Here is a 17,043-nt window from a genome sequence, read left to right on the forward strand (position 1 = left end):
TTATTTTAAATTGTTTAAAAACAAAAATACAACTCTGAATTCCCGTCATGGAATTCGGAGTTGTATAATAAGTAGAATTTTGATTTTTAGAAACCATACTTTAAGGAGATATGGAGCACTGTTTCGCTATTCGTATGATTGGTATAAGCGTGAGGACAATCTGCACGAAAACTGATCGTATCATATTGATTCAATGTGTGAATCTCTTCATTGACTTGAATTTCAATGGAACCCGTCATTACTGTTGCAATTTCAGTTGTGTTCACATGATGACCTTCAGGGTGATACGAGCTATTCGGCTGCAAGTAAGCCCGACACATTTCAATACCGTTGCTTTTAAAGACGGGTTCAATGATCCAATTTTTTTGATCATTAGAAAATCGCAGTCCTTCGCCTGCTCGATACAAACTAACAGGGTCTTCTGATTTGAACAAAGCCAATAGCGGTAAAGATATGCCTTTTGATATTTTCCATATAATCGCCAACGTTGGATTGGTCTCGCCACGTTCGATATTCCCCAGTGTAAGTTTGCTTACGCCCGTTAATTCCGCCAAGTCATCCAAGCTCATATTTTTTTCTTTTCTGTACTTCTTCAAGGCACTGCCCAATTGTAATACCATTTGTTTTGATTCATTGACTTCATCCATTAAATATTCACCTCAACAATAAAACTGTTATAGCTAGTATATTGTTTATCTGAATTCTTTTCCATACGATTAGTATTTATTCCGTCACTGGCTTCTGCTAATCATTGTGTAAGGAAAGCCTCCCTCCTCAATATATAGAAATAACTATATAGTTCAGAATTATTTGAGATTTACAACATTTTACTTTATGTTTTAAAAGAGACGAGGGATCAAATCCTTTTCACTGGAGAGTTCTCGTCCTGATCATTCACCTATCTAACGGGTTTTATTCGAAGAGTGGTATTATTTATGAAAGGTGGTTTAGCAATGAAGATTCTTATCGTTGGCTTTTTTAGCGAGACCTCAAAATCAAATATAGCCAGGTATTTTCCGCAAGACTGGAACGTTGTTATTGTCCCACCCGGACAAGAGATGTTGCATCATCTTGAAGATTGCCATGTACTCGTCCCTGAGCATATTAAAGTGGATCACAGCCTGCTATCTGCCGCAAAAAAATTAAAATTGGTACAGACGGGTGCAGGATTTGATAATGTAGATGTTCCTGCCTGTACTGAGCTCGGCATTTGGGTCGCTAATGCTGCAGGGGTGAATGCACAGGCAGTGGCCGAGCACGTAATGGCAATGGTATTGTCTTATTATAAAAACATACCGTTTCTTGATTCGTTCATGAAAAACAAGATGGATGAAAATCAATTGGACTATACAGGAAGTGAATTAAAGGGAAAAACAATTGGGATTATCGGTTTGGGCGCGATCGGAAAAAAGGTAGCTGCGTTTAGCAGGGTTTTTGATATGAATGTGCTGGCTTATGCGAGAAATGCCAATGTACAATCGGATGATTTTGTGAAAATGACGGATTTCGATACGCTTGTAAGCACATCGGACATCGTCAGTGTACATATTCCTTTTAATCAGCAAACCAAACAACTGATTAACAAGGCAGTATTCAAGAAAATGAAAAATACCACACTGTTTATCAATACAGCCCGCGGCGGGATAGTCAACGAAAGAGACATGATTGATGCTTTAAAAAACGGGGATATTGCAGGCGCATGTCTGGATGTTTTTGAATCTGAACCACTTCCTATGGACAGTGAGCTCCGGAATCTCGGTAATGTGATACTTACCCCCCACACAGCAGGAATGCCTGATGGTCGGAAGTTTCATAAGAAAAGATATGAATTCTTTATAAAGAATATACAACGTGTAGAGAATGGTGAAGAGCCTGAAAGCAAGCTCAATCAGATATTGTAGTTTTGGTGTAATAAAAATGGGCTGCCGGATTGTCATAACCGTACTTCAACGCGACATCAATGACTTTACAATCCGTTCCCGCTAACTGCTGCGCCGTAATATACCACTCTTTAGACGCTACGCTAACCTGTTTATTAATGTTAGATTAAAAAAGCGCCCTACATAGGCGCTTTTTCGCTTTTTGTTCTTAGTCGATTCCATTATAAAAGTTCAAGCATCGTTTTAATTTTGGAGTTTAACTTTAAAGTGTTAAGGATAAGTTGCAATGCTTCCGCTCTGGAGGCTGTACCTTTAGCATTGAGGTCCCCATTTCCATTCCCTTGAATAACACCGGCTTGAGCTACCAAATGAATCGGATTGGAGTTATCAATCTTGTTTTGGGTTACCCCCTGGAAATCAACGATCTTGGATAGAATCACGGCCATCTCTTCACGTGTAATTGCCTTGTTTGGTTTGAATGTTCCATTTCCGTTTCCACTAATAATACCTGCTTGTGTAAACTGTACAATGGCCTCTTCTGCCCAATGACCTTTTATATCTTTTAAAGTAACCTGCTTTGTCCCACCAACATCGAAAATACGTGATAATATCCCTACGAACTCACCACGAGACATAGCTTGATTAGGTCTAATCGTCTTGTCTTCATAACCTTTAATAATGTTCAACTTAGTGAAAATATCAATGGTCTGTTCGGCCCAATGGTTTTTTATATCAACCGGCTTAAATGAGTTGCCTTGATTTTTAAGGGCATTATTAATTTTTGATTCTAGAAGCTGTGTTGCACTAGTTCCAGGTTTAAATATATCTTTTTTATAACCACCATCGGTTGCTATTGGTGCCGGCGTTGGTTCCGGTGCTGGTGTCGGAGACGGCACTGGTGTTGGCGTCGGTGACGGCACTGGTGTTGGCATCGGTGACGGCACTGGTGTTGGCATCGGTGACGGCACTGGTGTTGGCGTCGGTGATGGCGCTGGTGTTGGCGTCGGTGATGGCGCTGGTGTTGGCGCTGGTGATGGCGCTGGTGTTGGCGTCGGTGACGGCGCTGGTGTTGGTGTTGGTGTTGGTGTTGGTGACGGCGTTGGTTCTGGTGTTGGTGACGGCGTTGGTTCTGGTGTTGTAGATTCGCCTGTAAATACCAACTTGTAGTGTACAGGATTCAGCAATTCATCTGTGGCAGTAACACTGTAATTTTTAATGAAGAACGGATATATTTTGTATACTCCACTAGTCATCATAATACCATTATCGAGAACCTGTAATGCTTTTGCAGTATACGTAACAATCATAGATTGGTCAGATGCACCCCGAGGTATATCGAACGTGATTGTCTTTTTATCTTCATCGATAACTCCAACATGGTCATCCAGCGAGAAAGAAGTAATGATTTTATCTCTATTTATATATCTAACGTTAACGAAGAAATCACGAGTTTCAAACACACCTTCCACATACACTCTTGCAGTCAATTTAACTTCATGATCCATATCATCTAGCGTCCGATACACTCTACCATCCGAACTAATGATGGAAGGGTCGCTTGATACCCAGGATATGGATGAGCCATATTTTCCTCCAATCGGTAATCCTACCTCCGAACTTCTAACCCCATCGACCGTATCCCCATTCTCATAACTGATCTGCAACTCGTCTAATGCTTCACGAAGCTTATCCTCTGGTGTGGGCTCGGCTTTCACAACGTTAAGGATAAACTCCTTCGTTACTGGAGCTTCACTTCCGGCTCGAAGTGTTGCCGTAAGCGTTACCTGCTTATCTCCACCTACATATGGAGGACGTTTGACGACACCCTTGTTAGTGATAATTGTTGGATCAGAAGAAGACCATGACACAAATACTTCATTTTCAATTTGAATAGGTAAATCAATGCTCCACGTTACATGGCCCTCAGTTTGACCACCGTTGAATGGTAATTGTAATGAATTCTTGGCATCTTGTAATTTATGGTATGTTGCCCAAGTTACTGTGACCGGGAATGTACTTGAGACTTTTCCATCACGTGATGCAGTAATATTTGCTGTACCCTCCGTTATACCCGTCACGATTCCTCCTGGAGATACAGTTGCAACAGCTTCGTTGTCAGAATTCCAAGTAGCTGTTGAACTAATATCTGTAATCGTGCCATTGTTCATCATACCATTTGCGGTCAGTTGTATCTCATAATTAGGCGAAAATTCAAATGGTCCTACAATATAGATTGAATTAGCCTGTGGTTCAGCAGCAAAGGCAATGTTACCGGCTCCATAAAAATCCTGGATACTAGCCGGAGGCAATACCAATGGTGATAACAGAAGAACCGAAAGAAATAATGACGCTTTTTTGTGCAGTTTCAAGCAGAAGACCTCCATAAGATGTTATATAATGACTCAGAAAAATGAAATAAATTCGCTTTAGTATAGCAAGGCTCACTGAACAAATTCTGAACATTATAAGAGGTTGAATACGAAAAATATATAAACGCTTTGAATGCTGCTTAGCAATGATTTAGCAGAAACCCTACAATTCCTAATGTCATACAGCGGAATGCGGCGTCCCTCTGCTTCTCTATGTTATGCTGGGCCATGGCTTCCTCTTTTATATTCCCAATTACTTATCAAGTTCATTTTCTTATTCAGCACAAAAAAAGAGCAAGCCACCTTTTGGATGACCTGCTCTTTTTCTTCATTTATGGCCCTCTTCTTAATGACATTGCCAAAGAGGGATCTTGATGTTATTAGTATTGGTTCGATTGTCCACCATCAATAGGAATGACAGCACCATTAATAAATTCGGATTCGCCGGATAGCAGGAAGGCAACAAGACGGCCTACTTCTTCAGGTTTACCAAAACGTCTCTTAGGGTTTACGCTAACAAATTCTTTGCCGGCTTCTTCCCATCCTTCTTCGCCACCGATTTGTTTAAGGGAACCGACAACCATCGCAGTCATAATCGCCCCTGGAGCGATAGCGTTGATGCTCAGGTTATATTGTCCGTACTCGATTGCTGCATTTTTCGTCATACCCGATACAGCATGTTTACTTGCGACATACGCCGCCTGATTCAGAACTCCACGAATCCCGCCAACAGAGGCAACATTGACAATGGAACCGGATTGTTGCTCTTTCATCACGGGAAGAACGTATTTCATGCCATAAAAGACACCTTTAAGGTTAATGTCAATGACTTTGTCAAACACTTTACTGTTATATTCAGCTGTAGGAGCCTGAGTACCTTCGATCCCCGCATTGTTGTAGAATCCATCGATGCGACCGAACTTTTGAACCGTATCATCTACATATTTTTGAACAGCTTGCTCATCAGATACATCAGCAGTAAGAAGAAGAACTTCTGCCTCAGGTGCAACTTCAAGAATCAATTTCTTCGTCTCTTCAAGTGCAGGTTGATTAAGGTCAACGAGAGAAAGCTTGGCACCTTCTTTTGCGATTTCAAATGCCGCTGATTGTCCAAGACCTGAGCCTGCTCCAGTAATTAAAATAACTTTTGATTCAAAACGTTTACTCATGATCCATACTCCTTTATTAAGTAAATTAACGAAATGTTCGTCTATTTTAGATGAGAATAGAATTCTCAATTAAAAACCTTACATTGGCAATAATAAATCACAAAAAATTCACTTGCAATAATCAAACTCCATCCCATGTGTCCGCTAAACAACGTTTTATATTCATATGTTCACCCAAGTAAGCAAAAATAAACATTTGTCATCGATTATGTTGAAACTGTCTCTGGATCCGCGCGAGCGCTCATCAAAAAAAGTCACTCAGGAACAAATCCTGAGTGACTTTCGGCTATTCTGGCAACCACAATGCAAGGACTTCGGAAGGAGTCCAAGTGTATATTGATGTATGAGCTTGACGGCAAATATAGATGACCTCTTTGTAAAGGACACGATCCCCGATGTGGTATGACGTATTCTCAGCCCAAGCTTCAGGTGCATCCGGTTCTACAACTGGCGGAGATGACTCAAATGTAGTAACTGTAATGACGTTACTCGCTACAGATACATTTCCAGCAGAATCCTTGGCTTTGATTGAAAATGTATATGTCGAGCTTGATTTCAGACCGGTTACCTCATAACTTGTCACGGTTCCATTGACAGTAGCGATCCGCTCTGATCCTTGGTAAATGTCGTAGCTGCTAACAGCCACATTATCCGTTGAACTGGACCACATCAGACTTACTGATGCTGCACTCACGGTATGTGCGTGAAGATTACTTGGAGCCGTTGGAGCTAAAGGGTCAGGTATGGTTGCAGAAGTTGTCTGCACTGTAATCTCCGAACTGAGAAGGGATCCATGACCTGCAGCATCAATCGCTTTTAACGCATAGACATAAGTTGTTCCTTGACTTAATCCAGTTACATCATAGGATACAGATGTTCCTGGAATAGTCGCAATCTTATGCCCATTTTGATAAAGTTCATAACTCATTACACTCACATTATCAGTCGAAGGATGCCAGCTAAGTGTAAATGATTTTGTCGTGATATTACTTGCTTTTAGATCTGTTGGAGCTGTTGGAGCTGTTACATCGGTGTTTGATCCACTTCCACTACCCGATTTCATTAGATTTACGTCAAGCGCTTGATAAAAGGCATTACCAGTATCAGCGATTTCCCATACGCCAAGAATAACATGATAACCGGTACGGTCTGCTGGTATTTCACATTGATGTGAGACCGATTTTTCTGGCAATTTCCCTCCATCACTGTAGGTACAAAACAGTTCTAAATCCTTACGCTCAATCGGAGCATTAGGGTTCCAGTCTTTCTTGGTTATGTAATATTTCCACTCTTTTGTTGCATGTGCTGCTGTCAATTTCCAGGTAAAGGTTTGGCTTCCTGTTTGCATGTCAAGCTTCGTCCAACGTTGTGCCGTTTGAGTATATAACTCCGGAAAAATACCTCCACCTGTAATTTCCCCATCGGACGGGCCTCCCACCGGAAAGTTCCCTTTTGCTTCCACACTCTGTGGTTCATATTGAACCTGACCGCAGTTACTATTGAGATTCTGTTGGCATAAGTATGCACGACTGGCTGGTGACTCTAGGTAACCATGAGCTGAGATGACATTTGCATACATTAGCAAAAACAATATACCCGTTGCAAATACCAGGATCGTTTTCGGTATCAAGGATATTTTCCTAACACCTGAGAGCGAGAGATAAGTTGACATAATAATCCTCCTGTAAAGTCTGATGATGTGAATAAGAAAATTTTATAAAATTTTACATGGAGCTGTAAGAGAACAAAGTTCTAATTTCTTTTGGATAAAAAACCCTTGTATTGATATTTGTTTTGTTGAAAAACAGGAGAAAAGTCATATTTGCTCTTGGTTTGAACATGTGATAACTGAGCCGATTAATGAGATTAAATGCTGGAGATAAAAGGAATATCCCTGTTATTAATTAGACGCGGCCCCAATGAACAAGCCGCTCCTCTCTTAGTAGATAGAACAAAAAGCCGCTAAAAGCGACTTTTCTGGTTGAATATACGTTATTTTAATTTGTCTCTTCGAATATGCACCTTGCACCTCACCTGAAGGATAAGAAAACTCGGCGATAATTATAGGAATACCTACCTGTTTGTTAATGGCAGTCACGATTTTTTATACATAACCATTTTAGTTTGTTCATTTATAATGAAGTCTTCCTTTATAGCTTATCTTGGCTAGTGATCTGATTAGGGTTTTGAGTATCAAATCGTTTCATACCTTGCTTCGTTGACAAATAGAATTGCAATTGTTAGCATAACCTGAGTTACAGAGACAAGGAGGTTATCCCTATTCAACCCCGACAACGCCAGGAGAATGAGCGAAGCGAGCTGAGAGAGAAACGCCGTTTAAGCATCATTGAAGCTGCCATTTCTATTTTCACACAGCAAGGATTCGAAAAGGCTACCATGCAGGAAATTGCCACGGCTGCAAGCCTCGGGGTAGCTACTGTATTCCGCTATTTTCCCAAGAAAGAGCATTTGATTGTTGCTGTTGCTTCATATATTGTTCAGTCCGAAGTGGTTATCTTTGAAAAGATTGTGCATGGAGAAGGAACATGTTACGAGAAATTAAACGAAATATTTGACACCCTGATTTTCTTTCAGCAAGCTGAGCATCAACAAAACTCCAAGTTGATTGAAGCCTTTGAATGTTACGTTGCGCTCTCCAAAGAGCCTGTAGAGCATATGGAATTGTATCAAACGGAATATAACAAAATTATTGCTCTGTTTACCGAACTGGCAGCACTGGGAGAACAGGATCGTTCGGTCCGTGCCAGTTCAAATTCCGTCAACATTCTACTTACAATGATGAATGTATTCGGAACATTTTCCAAGAAAATGTCCATGCTGGAAGGTATCGATGCATTCAACACTCGTGTTGACCCGTCCGAGCAATTCAACTTACTGAAAGGTCTTTTCCTAGAGTCTTTGAAACCTTGACTTCAATGACGTTTGAATGCTGCTAACTGATTCCTGAAATCCGACGGAGAAGGCGCTGCAGTTGTAGGCAGCCCTCTCATCCTCTGCCTTTTTACATCTGTTGAGTAGACGTAACTTAGCCATGTTTTTCACCAGAGACCGTCTTTCTAATGATGGTTTGATCAAAACCACTGGCGGCTTTATGGTTTTCTCTCATAACGGATTCACCTTCTACATCGATGTTAGGCAACAAGCGATCAAGCCATGCAGGAATATACCAGGCACTTTTTCCAAGAATGGTCATTACCGCTGGCACAAGTGTCATACGCACGATGAATGCATCGACAAGTATGCCAAATGCCAGGGCTAATCCCATGGATTTGATAATGGTATCTTCGGCAAAAATAAAGCTGGCAAACACGGCAATCATAATCAAGCCTGCAGCAGTAACGACTGGTCCACTATGGTTTATCCCGCTTTTTACCGATTGTCGTGCATCTCCAGTATGGGTGAAGTCTTCACGCATTCGGCTGACAAGGAACACCTCATAGTCCATGGCAAGTCCAAACAGAATTCCAGTGACGAGAATTGGAAGGAAACTAAGCACCGGCCCAGGTTCAGGAATACCGAACAAATTGGCCAGATAACCATCTTGAATGACCCAGACAATAAAACCGAGTGTTGAACCCAATGTAAACAGAAAACCAAGTACAGCCTTAATCGGTACAAGCAAAGATCGAAAAACGAGCATGAGCAGTACAAAAGCCAGACCAACAATCAATAAAGCGAACTTAGGTAATGCCTGTTGCAATTTCTCTGAAATATCAATGTTAACCGCAGTCCCACCGGTAACCATAATCTCGACCTGTTTATTGTTTTGTTGATCGGCTTTTTTACGTATAGTCTCCACCAGTTCAGTCGTACGAATGTCGTGCGGGCCTGTCTTAGGTAACACTGTAATGAAGGCTGCATTTCCCGATGGACTCGGTATTGCAGGTGTTGCACTAGAGACATTCGGTAGATCGCTGATGTAAGCCGTTGCTTGAGCGATTGCTGATTGAGGGTCCTCACTATTATTAGCTTTAGCTACAATAACGAGTGGGCCATTGAACCCTTCACCGAATCCCTCAGCCATTAGATCATATCCACGACGCTCAGTCGTTTCTGTCGATTTCAGGCCATTGTCCGGCAAGCCCAGCTGCATATGCAGAAAAGGCAAGGTACACATGATTAAGACGGCAATACATAGAATGGTAGTAAGCCAAGGCTTTCTAGTGACAACTCGACTCCAAGCGTTTCCGTTTGTTTTCTCCTTTTTGCTCCCAGACCATTTTCTCAGCCAACGATTTTCGCGAGACGGACTAATGCTGTCTCCTGCTGCAGCTAATATGGCTGGTACGAGAATGATCGCAATGAGGACAGCTACAAATACGCTAATAGCAGCCGCTAGTCCCATCATCGTAATGAAAGGGATTTGTACGACGGACAAACCCACTAGCGCGATAATTACCGTCAGTCCTGCAAATACAACCGAGCCTCCTGCTGTTGCATTAGCCTGAGCGATGGCTGTTTCCCTGTCAAATCCTTCTGCCAACTGCTGACGGTATCGTGACATGATAAATAGTGCATAATCAATACCGACTGCTAAAGCAAGCATGACTGCTAACGTAATGGAGAATGATGACATTGATACGAAATTTGAACCAATAATTATAGTCATTAGACCAATTCCGAGTCCAATGACTGCTGTTAGTATGGGAAGTCCTGCTGCTAGAAACGAAGTAAACGTAAACGCTAAAATCATGAAGGCAATAAGGATACCAATGACTTCTGATATGCCCCCGACTTCTATTTCAGAAAAAGCAACGCTGCCTCCAATTTCGGTTTGAATCCCTTCCTTATCGAGCCGCTCTGCAATGTTCAACACATGCTCCTTCGAGCTCTCATCCACTTCACTAGCGGGTTTAGAATACGTTATGTCTGCATAACCAATCTTTTTATCCGCGCTTAGAGTCATTGATTCAAATGGGCTCGCTACAGATTTGACTGACAAATCCGTTTTTACATCTTTCAGGGCTTGCCGAATGTAATTTTTGTTTGCTTCGGAAGTCAATGAATCATTCTTCGCTTTGAAAATGAGCCTGATCTGACCACCGTCATCTGATGATGGAAACTCTGAATTTAGTACTTTCGCTGCCTGATCCGACTTCGTTCCTGGTATAGTCATTTCACCCGTAAACGAAGTACCCATACCAAGTCCTAAAGATGCAAGCACGATAAGAAGTGTTAATCCCATCGTAATGACCATTTTCCGTTTTCTCGTCGACCAAGCCCCGAGACGATATAACCATTTTGCCATAGCTTTATTTCTTCCCCTTTCACTTCCACAAAAATCCTAGAGCTATCTAAGGAAAAGCTCTGTACCCCCATAGTAACGAAATAAAAACAAAAAAAAATCGTACGAAAGGGCAAGCCTTTCATGTACGATGGGGCATAGAAGGGATAGGACATAACGGGCAAACCATTTTTTTAACTTTGATTACGAAAGAGTACCTTACAAGTTACAAGTGTAAAATCCCCTTTTCGACGGCTACTGCAACTGCTTCTGATCGCGAATTCACTCCAAGTTTATTGTAAATGTTGGTGAGATAAGATTTTACTGTTCTCTCGGCAATACCCATATCAAAAGCAATATCTCTGCTCCGTAAACCACGAGCCACGGCTTGTAAAACGAGTAATTCTCTCTCACTAATCAGGGTTGACTCTTTGTCAATTAATAGTTGTGGTTGTGTTTTGGATTCTTGAGAAGACTTCGCATGAAACGCAAAGACTCTTGACGTTATTTCAGGTTGAAGCAGTGTCTCTCCACGAATGGCAGAATCCAGCGTACGAAATAATTGTTCTCGGCTTGTATCCTTGAGTAAGTACCCTTTGGCTCCAAGAGAAAGTCCCTCAATCATCAGCTCATCTTCGTTGTATGTCGTCAGAATAATAACCGGTATACTAATGTGTTGCTCGTTCATTCGTTTCAAGGTATCCAAGCCACTGAGCCCCCCCGGCATATTTAAGTCCAGTAGAATGACATCTGGCTGTTTGTCTAACATAATTCGGATAGCTTCTTCCCCTTCCTCAGCTTCTCCGACAATCAGATAGTTTTCACTGGTCTCCAATATTAATTTAAGTCCTTCACGCACCACCCAATGATCATCTACGATGAGTATGTTATATTTCATTCAGACTTCTCCTTTTCCAAGTGGAACGCGAAACAAAATAGTCGTTCCTTGTTTTCCGCTCTCAATTTCAATGCTGCCACCTATCAACCTGGCCCGTTCATTCATCCCGATCAAGCCATAGTGCCCGGCTTGTTTTCCGATTCGGTCTACGCTAAAGCCCCTTCCGTTATCTCGTATAATAAGATGGAAATCTTCATTTTCTATAGCCATATGAATGGTTGCGCTCGTTGCCTTGGCATGCCTGGCTATGTTCATTAGCGATTCACTTAAAATGTGCAATACGTGCTCCATTCCTACTTTGGATATGGAACTAGGAGCATTCCCGTCCAAAAGGACTTCGATTCCAGTCGCCTGTTGGAAACGTTGAATTTGTTCCTGTATTGCCTCTCCAAAGGTAATAGCCGGCGTTGCCTTGGTACGAAGATCATCAATGGCTTTGCGTGCATCAGCCAATGTTTTGCGTGCTTGGCCCATTGAACTGCGGATAATCTCGTGGGCGCGCGGAAAACCTCCTCGATTCATGTGCTCATCGACGGCCTCCAGCTGCATTATAATACCGGCGAGTCCTTGAGCTAATGTATCATGCAGATCTCTTGCCATACGTTGTCTCTCGCTTGTTAGTGTCAATTCCTCTACTTTTTGATGAGCCTGCTCCAGCTCATGCAGAAACGTTAATGTCCTAACACGGGCATTGACCTGACGATAGAAAAGCACCGCATAGGATACTACGACAACGATCATCATTAACAGTAATAGAATTAACAAGACGACATCCATACCAGATCGTGTAAACAGGGTTACCGTGCAGAATAATAAATATAATACAAACGCAAATAGTACAATTTTTGCCGTCTCATAGTATATGGCAAGGGTCTGTCCAATCAACACCGGAATCAAACCAATCAATACAGCAGGCATACCGTCTGGCATTAACATGGCACTACCGAAAATCAACCCTGATTGAAGAAGTATGTAGAGTAATTTGGATCGTTGTATAAGTTTGTTAACTTCCCAGTACACCATGGTATGAATTAACATTGCAGCTACAAAGATAATACTGGGTACTAATATAGGGGTTGACATCGTTTGCAGGATCATAGTAGCCATGGCAACAAGCCAAAGCCAGATGATTATGGGAATACGTGAAGACGCAATCGGGTCCGTTTCTTCATTTATTCCGGCCGGATTCGTCTTCTTCCGTACTATTTTCATGGGATCACCTCTTGTATAAGTCATTATAGTCCAAATCACGACCAAAAAGATGTACGATCGTGCATGCCCTTTCGTACATACCCTTTTGTAATGAAAAATCGTCCACAAGTTAGACTTATGGACGATAATTTCAAATAATTATGCGAAACTTCACAATGGGATCTCCCTCCGGACAGTTCCTATTGTTGTAGCGTTTCAGAATGTGAATTTGAACAAATAATTAGAGTGTGATGCCACCATCTGCGAGGATGATTGATCCTGTCATGTAACTGGAATAATCAGATGCAAGAAACGCAACGATCTGGGCGAGTTCTTCTGGCTCTGCATAACGCCCGATCCGCATATTCGGAAACTCTTCAGGCACGTAGCCGCTCTCCTGCAGCGATTGGGGAACCGCAGCCGTCAATGTTGTAGCTACACCTCCTGGACAGATGGCATTGATGCGAATACCTTTGCGTACATATTCAATGGCCGCCGCTTTGGTCAAACCCGCAACCGCATGTTTGCTTGCGGTGTATGCACCCAGACTGTGTTCAGCACGAATGGCCGTAGTGGACGCAGTATTGATGATATGGCCGTATCCCTGTTTATCCATAATCTGCAAGGCATATTTCATACCTAAAAAGATCCCTTTCACATTCACATCCATGATCCGTGTAAATTCTTCCTCGGAGATATCCTGGAAACGTTGGAATTTCTGGAGTATACCCGCGTTGTTGAATGCCACGTCAATTTTTCCATAGACTTCTACTGCTTTTTGAATATAGTTTTGCACATCGCTCTCTTTGGATACGTCAGCTTGTACAAAAGTAGCTTCACCGCCATTTTCGCGAACCAATGCTAACGTTTCTTCCCCTGTCTGCTCATTGAAATCAACCAGTACAAGCTTCGCTCCGCGAGAACCCATAATCACGGCGCTGGCTCTTCCGATTCCACTTCCAGCTCCCGTAACAACGATCACTTTACCTTCCAGAGAAATCCCTTCTTTATTTCCTTTCGGTGCACCATTTTCTTGCTTCTGGGCTGTTGCTCCTAATTCAATGGCTGCCAGTTCCTGCTTCAAAGTCTGAAGTGTAGACAAAGGAATGTCTACCTGAGGCAATGCAGCTAGTTGATCCAACGTAAAGTTAGTGGCCATCTTGAACGTTGGTTCCTTCACGAATTCCGGCAAATGCTTTTCCAGTACAGCAAACGATTCTGCGTTGTTCAACAATTCACCAATTCGGATATTCTCGTCATAACTCATTAGGTTCATCTCTCCAATATATTAATAATTTAGGTTCAAACTATTATTTCGATTAGTATACGACTGGAAAAGCTTTGAGTCCCCGGATGATCATACCTGGCCTCCACTCCAGCAGTTCCGCATCCGTATTTAACCGGATCTCCGGCAGCCGGTGAAGTAAAGCGTTGATCGCAATTTCGCCTTCAAGTCTCGCAAGTGGAGCGCCAAGACAATAATGAATTCCTTTACCAAATGCAATGTGATCATTGACTTTGCGAGTAATGTCAAACGTATCGGGGTTTTCATATTGACTGGAATCCCGATTCGCTGAGGATAATGCGACCAGCATCATATCTCCTTGGCGAATTTGTATTCCCTGAAACTCCACATTTTCCGCAGCCCATCGAACATTGCTAATTTCAGCCGGCCCATTAAATCGCAGCACTTCCTCAACCGCCGCTTGAATCAGATCCGGTTGATCCATAAGGAGTTGCTTTTGCTGCGGATGTTCCAGCAGCGCCAGCATGCCGTTCCCAATCAGATTCACTGTTGTTTCATGCCCTGCTATGATGAGTACGAACACAAGTGCATATAATTCCTGCTCCGTTAGTTTGTCACCTTCTTCCTCTATGCTGATGAGATCGCTGATGAGGTCCTGTTGAATATTATTGCGCCGCTCCGTGATCAGTTCTTGTAAGTAATCTACAAAAGCCTTCATCACTTCATCGCTCTCCTGGTTCATCTGCGGATTGCTGACACTCTCCATAATGGTGTTGGACCAGGCTCTGAATTTGTCTTGATCCTTCAGCGGAACACCTAGCATTTCACAAATAACGATAATGGGCAGCGGGAAGGCATAGTCCTCGATCAAATCAAACTCCCGAGTGTTTCCTGCCTGAATCTTGTCCAGCAATTCATCGCTTATTTCCACAATTCGTCCCCGCAGCCTCTCAATCATGCGGGGAGTGAATGCCTTCTGAATCAAGCGCCGCAGTCGACGATGATCTTCTGGACCAACACTGATGAGATTCCGTGAAATAATCGCCTGATGCGGAGGAATGGACTTCTCAGATTCATCGTTCCTGTTATCGAGAACACCGGTTACAAAGCGACCATCCTGCAAAATGTTGACGGCATCCTCATATCGGGTAACCATCCACGCAGCATGCCCACTGGGCAGTAATAGTCGATGGACAGGCTCTTCGGCACGCAGCTTTTCGTAGACTGGGAAAGGCTGCTGAATGAAAGAATGATCCAAGAAATCAACTTTGGACTTGGAACGACCTTGATTTTCATTGGTAAACATCGCGTCACCCCTCAAAATGATAGTTATAATATCACTACAATATAGAGACTATCACATTTCTCGATTTACTTTCAATTAAGTTCATTTAATCCCAGTAATACGCGATAACCGGTATCTTCCTAAGGATTCACTCGTTCTTCCAGTTCTTTTACAATTTGAGGATACTTCTCATCCAAGTCGTACTTGCGCAAGCAGATATACGTAAGAACGAATATCACTAAAGGAAGATATACTGTCAGAACCAGGATGCTGGTAATCGCAGAATCCGCCTGTGTTACTAACGCTCCGTCGTAGCTTCCTATGGCAAGAATCCAGCCGATCATCGCGGCAGCGAGGCCCGAACCAATTTTAACGCCAAAGCTGTTTGCGCTATTGACCATCCCAACTAAGCGTTTACCTGTCTTCCATTCACCGTATTCCACAGTGTTGTTCACCAACACTCCGCCTACAGCCATCATTGGAATGGTTGCCAGTGTTGCGATACCGCCAAGTACTATAGCTGCAATAAAGTTATATGGCATGAAGCAACGAATAAGTGATGAAACGATGCCAAGAAGCATGCCTATCCGTGCAGTTCTAGTAAGTCCGAATTTCTTAATCATGGGTCCCACCATAACAAATCCCAAAAAAACCGGGACTAATCCAACTGCCCCCATGATTCCGATCAGGTTCTCATTCCCGAGGATATACTTGGTGTAATAGATTCCTGTTGAACCATTAAGCGTATACAGCATGTTGATCAATAACTGAGCAAATAGCATGATGACCCAGTATTTGTTCTGGAATAGAAGCCTGATGCTTTCCCAGAAGGGAATGTTATCGCTTTCAACAATACTTGTACCAGCGTTGTTTTCTTTCGATGCTAAGAAGGTCAGGATTAAGGAAATGAAAGATACAATACCCAATACAACCGCAACGATAATCCATGCTTTTTGATCCCCACCAAGCATATTGGTTATTGGAATTAATGTGATAGCGATAATCATCCCAATAATATATCCAAAGATGGTTCGGGTAAGGCCCATCTTACCGCGTTCTTCTACACTTCTGGTACGGATCGCCATCAAGCTTCCGAAAGGAATCGCAATTCCCGTATACACAATGGCTGAAGCAAACGCTACTGTAGCTAACGCATAGAAGGTTTTTACCGTTGATGATGCCTCTGCCGGCACTGTGAACAGTAATATGATGGATGCCAGGGTGGGTAGAGCCATCCAAAGAATCCAAGGTCTAGCCTTTCCATATTTGGATTTGGTCGCATCAACGATTCTACCCATCAGCAAGTCTGCTATTGCATTGATAAATTTGGTGATGAGCATGATCGTACCCACTGTGGCAGCTGCAATCCCTACCTTATCTGTATAAAAATAAGTTAACATCCCGATCAGTCCGTTGATGGAGTTTAAAGCTACTTGGGCTGCTCCGTCGCCTAAGTAATGGTAAGGGCGCATTGTTTTCTGAATTCCTTGGGCATCAAGGCCTAATGCCCTGGACTTTTTACTTCCCTTTCCAACTGGTGGATTAAAAATATCCCGTTCTGCTATCATTACTGTTCCCCCTTATTCTTTCGCTTCATGGTACCGCTTTCAAACATTATTTTAGTCCTCCACAAAGCATAAATATGGTAACCTCATTATATTTTTAGTAATTTTATGTTGGAGCTTCGCTTTTTTTATGCGCTATAATTTCGTTATTCAAAAACGAATTTCTGTAATCCAAAAAGGCGCTGCTTGTTTCCT

The 17,043-nt window shown here is 42.5% G+C and carries 12 protein-coding genes; 2 read left to right on the forward strand and 10 right to left on the reverse strand.

Features of this window, described 5'->3' with window-relative positions:
- Positions 1-86 precede the first annotated feature (86 nt).
- Positions 87-647 (reverse strand): helix-turn-helix domain-containing protein, encoded by a 561-nt coding sequence (locus AC3RCI_RS15405; protein WP_492525282.1) that lies wholly within the window; start codon positions 645-647, stop codon positions 87-89.
- A 306-nt stretch (positions 648-953) separates the two neighbouring features.
- Here AC3RCI_RS15405 and AC3RCI_RS15410 point away from each other — a divergent pair, with 306 nt between their 5' ends.
- A complete protein-coding gene (locus AC3RCI_RS15410) occupies positions 954-1,901 on the forward strand; it encodes an NAD(P)-dependent oxidoreductase (protein ID WP_492525284.1) in 948 nt (315 codons plus the stop codon).
- 200 nt (positions 1,902-2,101) lie between these two features.
- Here the strand turns inward: AC3RCI_RS15410 and AC3RCI_RS15415 are convergent, their stop codons facing one another.
- The 3 genes from AC3RCI_RS15415 to AC3RCI_RS15425 all read right to left on the reverse strand — a co-directional run bounded on the left by AC3RCI_RS15415 (position 2,102) and on the right by AC3RCI_RS15425 (position 7,090).
- Entirely contained in the window at positions 2,102-4,249 is a 2,148-nt protein-coding gene (locus AC3RCI_RS15415; RefSeq protein ID WP_492525286.1) for an immunoglobulin-like domain-containing protein, read from the reverse strand.
- Positions 4,250-4,629: 380 nt separating this feature from the next.
- On the reverse strand, positions 4,630-5,418 hold the full coding sequence (locus tag AC3RCI_RS15420; protein WP_492525288.1) for a glucose 1-dehydrogenase: 789 nt from the start codon (positions 5,416-5,418) through the stop codon (positions 4,630-4,632).
- Positions 5,419-5,704: 286 nt separating this feature from the next.
- Positions 5,705-7,090, reverse strand: coding sequence for a lytic polysaccharide monooxygenase (locus tag AC3RCI_RS15425; RefSeq protein ID WP_492525290.1), 1,386 nt, complete (start codon positions 7,088-7,090; stop codon positions 5,705-5,707).
- A 674-nt stretch (positions 7,091-7,764) separates the two neighbouring features.
- On the opposite strand from AC3RCI_RS15425, the gene AC3RCI_RS15430 reads away from it, so the two are divergent.
- A complete protein-coding gene (locus AC3RCI_RS15430) occupies positions 7,765-8,349 on the forward strand; it encodes a TetR/AcrR family transcriptional regulator (RefSeq protein WP_261779968.1) in 585 nt (194 codons plus the stop codon).
- A 115-nt stretch (positions 8,350-8,464) separates the two neighbouring features.
- Here AC3RCI_RS15430 and AC3RCI_RS15435 read toward each other — a convergent pair whose 3' ends face one another.
- From AC3RCI_RS15435 to AC3RCI_RS15460, 6 genes are all read right to left on the reverse strand, one after another.
- Positions 8,465-10,687: an MMPL family transporter gene (locus AC3RCI_RS15435; protein ID WP_492525292.1), complete on the reverse strand. Its 2,223-nt coding sequence runs from the start codon at positions 10,685-10,687 to the stop codon at positions 8,465-8,467.
- 202 nt (positions 10,688-10,889) lie between these two features.
- Positions 10,890-11,561, reverse strand: a complete 672-nt coding sequence (locus AC3RCI_RS15440; RefSeq protein ID WP_492525294.1) for a response regulator — start codon at positions 11,559-11,561, stop codon at positions 10,890-10,892.
- On the reverse strand, positions 11,562-12,773 hold the full coding sequence (locus AC3RCI_RS15445) for a sensor histidine kinase (protein WP_492525296.1): 1,212 nt from the start codon (positions 12,771-12,773) through the stop codon (positions 11,562-11,564). It abuts the gene before it with no gap.
- A 220-nt stretch (positions 12,774-12,993) separates the two neighbouring features.
- A complete protein-coding gene (locus AC3RCI_RS15450) occupies positions 12,994-13,752 on the reverse strand; it encodes an SDR family NAD(P)-dependent oxidoreductase (protein ID WP_492529917.1) in 759 nt (252 codons plus the stop codon).
- A gap of 319 nt (positions 13,753-14,071) precedes the next feature.
- Complete coding sequence (locus AC3RCI_RS15455; RefSeq protein WP_492525298.1) at positions 14,072-15,304, reverse strand: cytochrome P450 family protein; 1,233 nt, start codon at positions 15,302-15,304, stop codon at positions 14,072-14,074.
- 119 nt (positions 15,305-15,423) lie between these two features.
- Positions 15,424-16,851 carry an MFS transporter gene (locus AC3RCI_RS15460; RefSeq protein WP_492525300.1) on the reverse strand — a complete coding sequence of 476 codons (1,428 nt, stop codon included), beginning with the start codon at positions 16,849-16,851 and terminating at the stop codon, positions 15,424-15,426.
- Positions 16,852-17,043 lie beyond the last annotated feature (192 nt).

The organism is Paenibacillus sp. MT124, from assembly GCF_058792755.1.